Consider the following 3,897-nt stretch of genomic DNA (forward strand, 5'->3'; position numbering starts at 1 on the left):
GTGTGCCAGGTAACTATCCAGTCCTGATACACCGCCATCGCAGGCAAGCCAGCTCCCACAGTTGTATGGTGTTGTTGCTTAGAGGATGGGTGAAATAAGCCGCGCCACGCGCATGCCCAGCTGTTGCAGGCGCCGAGTCTCGCGGCTTTCTTCCTGGCTGACTTCATGGGCAAGGGCGAAGTCGTCCAGCAGCATCTGCTCCACTTCGCTGGCAAACGCCTCGTCCACCGTCAGCAACATCACTTCAAAATTCAGCCGGAACGAACGGTTGTCCATGTTCGCACTGCCGATGGCGCTGATTTCGCTGTCCACCAACACGACCTTCTGATGCAAAAAGCCTGGCTTGTAGCGGAACACCCGCACGCCAGCGCGTACCGCTTCGATCGCATAAAGGCTGGACGCGGCGTAGACGATGCGATGGTCGGGGCGCGATGGCAGTAACAGGCGCACGTCGACTCCGCGCAGCACGGCCAGGCGCAAGGCCGAGAACACGGCTTCATCGGGGATGAAATACGGGCTGGTGATCCACACGCGCTCGGTGGCCGCATGAATGGCTTCGACAAAAAACAGCGAACACGTTTCATACGGATCAGCCGGGCCGCTGGCGAGTAATTGGCAGAGCACGCCGTCTTCGGGGTAAGTGTCCGGCAAAATCAGCGGTGGCAATTCGCGCGCCGCCCAGAACCAGTCTTCGGCAAACGACTCCTGCAGGCACGCCACCACTGGGCCGGTGACCTGCACATGGGTGTCGCGCCACGGTGCCAGCGGCGGCTTTTTGCCCAAGTATTCATCGCCGACGTTGTGCCCGCCGACAAAGCCGGTAATGCCGTCCACCACCACGATTTTGCGATGGTTACGGAAGTTGACCTGGAAACGGTTGAGCCAGCCGCTGCGGGTGGCGAACGCTTTGACTTTGACCCCGGCGTCGCGCAGCGATTGCACATAACGGTGGGGCAGGGCGTGGCTGCCGATGCGGTCGTAGAGCACGTGAATGTCTACGCCTTCGGCAGCTTTTTCCTTCAGCAGCGCATGCAGCTGTCTGCCAAGCTCGTCGTCATGAATGATGAAAAACTGGAACAGCACCGCAGTTTTGGCATTGCGAATGGCGTCGAAAATCGCGCTGAACGTGGCTTCACCATTGATCAGCAAACGCACTTCATTATTGGCCAGGCACGGCATGCGCCCCAGTTTGGGCATGGCGCGCAAGGAACCGTAGGCGCTGGAGTTGCGCGCGGCCAGGGCTTCGTCGACCCACGGGCGCCAGTTCAGCTCGGTGATGGCGGTGTGCATTTCCTGGTTGGCTTGGCGACGTGCCTGGATGTACGCGTCGAAGGTGCTGCGGCCGAAGATCAGGTACGGGATCAGCGTCAGGTAAGGCATGAACATCAGCGACAAGGCCCAGGCGATCGAGCCTTGGGCGGTCCTGACCGTCAGCACCGCGTGGATCGCGGCCAGCGTGCCGAGAAAGTGCAGCGTGGCAATGAAGTATGCGAGCAGGTGCGGGCCAAAAAAATCCATGAACGACATTACTCCAGGCAATCGAGTGCCTAACAGACCATGTTCCACAGCGAATGTCGCTATTTTATTTGCCGTGCAACACTGGCGGCTTTGCGGCGTCTAACGCCCACAATTACCCAGGAGTTACTCGATGAATGCTCGTCTGCTTGGTTTGGCCATGGTTGTTGGATTGACGCTGCCCGTGGCGGCTCAGGCGCAGATGCTGGCGCCGGGCTTGTGGGAATTGACCACCAGCAATATGAAAGTCGATAACCAGGACTTGCCGGACCTGTCGCTGATCCTCGGTCAGCTCAAGCAACAGATGACCCCTGAGCAGCGTGCGATGCTGGAAAAACAGGGCATCACCATGGCCGGTAAAGGCGTGCAGGTATGCCTGACGCCTGCCCAGGTCGCCTCTGATTCTATCCCGCTGACCGACCCGCAATCGGGCTGCAAGCAAGAAGTGACTGACAAGACCGGCAACCAATGGAAATTCCGTTTCAGCTGCCCGAAAGCCCAGGGCACTGGCGTTGCAACCTTCCAGAGCCAGCAGGAATTCACTACCAAGGTAAACGGTACTTTCAATGCCACCGGCGTCCAGCAGAAGGGCAGTCTGGACACCCACGCCCAGTGGCTGGGCAACGATTGCGGTACGGTAAAACCCCGCGCTTAAGCTGTGGGAGTTGGCTTGATCGCAGCACAGGTGCACAACTATTGAAGGTTGCCACCTTCTCTGTGGCGAGGGCGCTTGCTCCCGCTGGGCCGCGAAGAGGCCCCTGCTCTTTGCTTTAAAAGCATGGGACTGCTGCGCACTCCAACGGCAGCAAGCTCCCTCGCCACAGGTTACTTTTTACCCTTCAGCCTTCTTGACTGAATGGCATTAAGGCAAGCCCGCTGGCGTCGGTCAGCGCAGAAAATGCAAGGGCAAGCCCTGGCAGCTGTCGACCACCTGGCCGTTGTGCCACGCCAGGTGGCCAGACACCAGCGTGGTGCTCACGCTGTGGCGAAAGCTGCGTTCGGCGAAGGGTGTCCAGCCACAGCGGGCGAGGATCGGCTGGCTGCTCACCGGTTTGCCTTCGGGCTCGGGTTTGATCAGCACCAGGTCGGCCCAATAGCCTTCACGCAAGTAACCACGGTCCGGGATGGCGAATAAATCGGCCACCCGGTGACTGGTTTTTGCCACCAGCGTGGTCAGGGGTAAATGCCCGTCGATGACCAGTTCCAATAACGCCGGCAACGCGTGCTGCACCAGCGGCAACCCGGACGGCGCTTCACGATAGCCCAACTGTTTTTGCGCCCAGGTATGCGGCGCATGGTCAGTGCCAATCACATCCAGACGATCACTCAACAAGGCCAGGCGCAACGCGTCGCGGTCGGCGCGGGTCTTGATCGCCGGGTTGCATTTAATCTGGTGGCCGAGGCGATGGTAGTCTCGGTCATCGAACAGCAGGTGGTGCAGGCAGACTTCGGCAGTGATGCGCTTTTCGGCCAAGGGTTTGTCTTCGAACAATGCCAGTTCGCGGGCACTGGTCAGGTGCAGCACATGCAGGCGCGTGCCATGGCGCTTGGCCAATTCCACGGCAAGGGACGACGAGCGATAACAGGCTTCGGCATCGCGGATCAGCGGGTGGGCGACCGCAGGGATGTGCTCGCCGAAACGCTCGCGCAGGCGTTGCTCATTGGCCAGGATGCTCGGCGTGTGTTCGCAGTGGGCGAGCAGGATGGTCGGCACTTGCGCAAACAGCCGCTCCAGAATCCGTGGGTCGTCCACCAGCATATTGCCGGTGGAGGCGCCCATGAACACTTTGACCCCGGCCACTTCACACGGGTCGAGGGCGGCGACGACGTCGAGGTTGTCGTTGCTCACGCCAAAGTGAAAGCCGTAGTTGGCCACCGAATGCAGCGCAGCGCGACGCTTTTTATCGGCCAGTGCTTCCAGATTCAGCGTGGCCGGGTTGGTGTTGGGCATATCCATGAAGCTGGTGATGCCACCGGCCACTGCCGCGCGGGATTCGCTGTAGAAACTGCCTTTGTCCGGCGCGCCAGGTTCGCGAAAGTGTACCTGGTCGTCGATCATGCCCGGCAGCAGCCATTGGCCTTGGGCGTCGATTTCCACTGGCTCGTTGTAGCCTTCAAGGCTGCCGGCAATCTTCTCGATGCGGCCATTGGCGACCAGCACATCGGCGTCGAATTCCTGGCCTTCATTGACGAGGCGGGCGTTGCGGATCAGCAGGCGGCTCATGGTTCAGAACTCGTTTTGCAGGGCTTTGTAACCACGTACCAGGTCGACGTTGGTACGCGCGACGTCTTCGGAAAACTCCGAGGCGCTGACGCTCACCGGCGGGAATTGCGACAAGTCGGTATTGGGGCCGATGCGGGTGGTGGAGGGCACGTAGAAGG

3 protein-coding genes and 1 pseudogene are annotated in these 3,897 nt (G+C 60.3%); 1 reads left to right on the plus strand and 3 read right to left on the minus strand.

Translation table 11 applies throughout. The features are described 5' to 3' along the window. Positions 1–78: 78 nt before the first annotated feature. Positions 79–1,518, minus strand: coding sequence for a cardiolipin synthase (cls, locus tag FEM54_RS26680; RefSeq protein WP_017135753.1), 1,440 nt, complete (start codon positions 1,516–1,518; stop codon positions 79–81). Positions 1,519–1,648: 130 nt separating this feature from the next. Here cls and FEM54_RS26685 point away from each other — a divergent pair, with 130 nt between their 5' ends. Continuing rightward, complete coding sequence (locus tag FEM54_RS26685; RefSeq protein WP_017135754.1) at positions 1,649–2,170, plus strand: DUF3617 domain-containing protein; 522 nt, start codon at positions 1,649–1,651, stop codon at positions 2,168–2,170. Between the two features lie 231 nt (positions 2,171–2,401). Here FEM54_RS26685 and FEM54_RS26690 read toward each other — a convergent pair whose 3' ends face one another. Together FEM54_RS26690 and FEM54_RS26695 are read right to left on the minus strand one after the other, a co-directional pair. Continuing rightward, positions 2,402–3,739, minus strand: coding sequence for a dihydroorotase (locus FEM54_RS26690; protein ID WP_138453670.1), 1,338 nt, complete (start codon positions 3,737–3,739; stop codon positions 2,402–2,404). Between the two features lie 3 nt (positions 3,740–3,742). Further along, positions 3,743–3,897 (minus strand): annotated as a pseudogene (locus FEM54_RS26695) (carbonate dehydratase); the annotation flags it as partial.

The organism is Pseudomonas edaphica (genome assembly GCF_005863185.1).
Classification (GTDB): Bacteria; Pseudomonadota; Gammaproteobacteria; order Pseudomonadales; family Pseudomonadaceae; genus Aquipseudomonas; species Aquipseudomonas edaphica.

Excerpts from the sequence above, each read along its gene's own strand:
- cls (WP_017135753.1), bottom strand. The coding sequence starts at position 1,518 with ATGGATTTTTTTGGCCCGCACCTGCTCGCATACTTCATTGCCACGCTG.
- FEM54_RS26690 (WP_138453670.1), bottom strand. The coding sequence starts at position 3,739 with ATGAGCCGCCTGCTGATCCGCAACGCCCGCCTCGTCAATGAAGGCCAG.
- FEM54_RS26685 (WP_017135754.1), top strand. The coding sequence starts at position 1,649 with ATGAATGCTCGTCTGCTTGGTTTGGCCATGGTTGTTGGATTGACGCTG.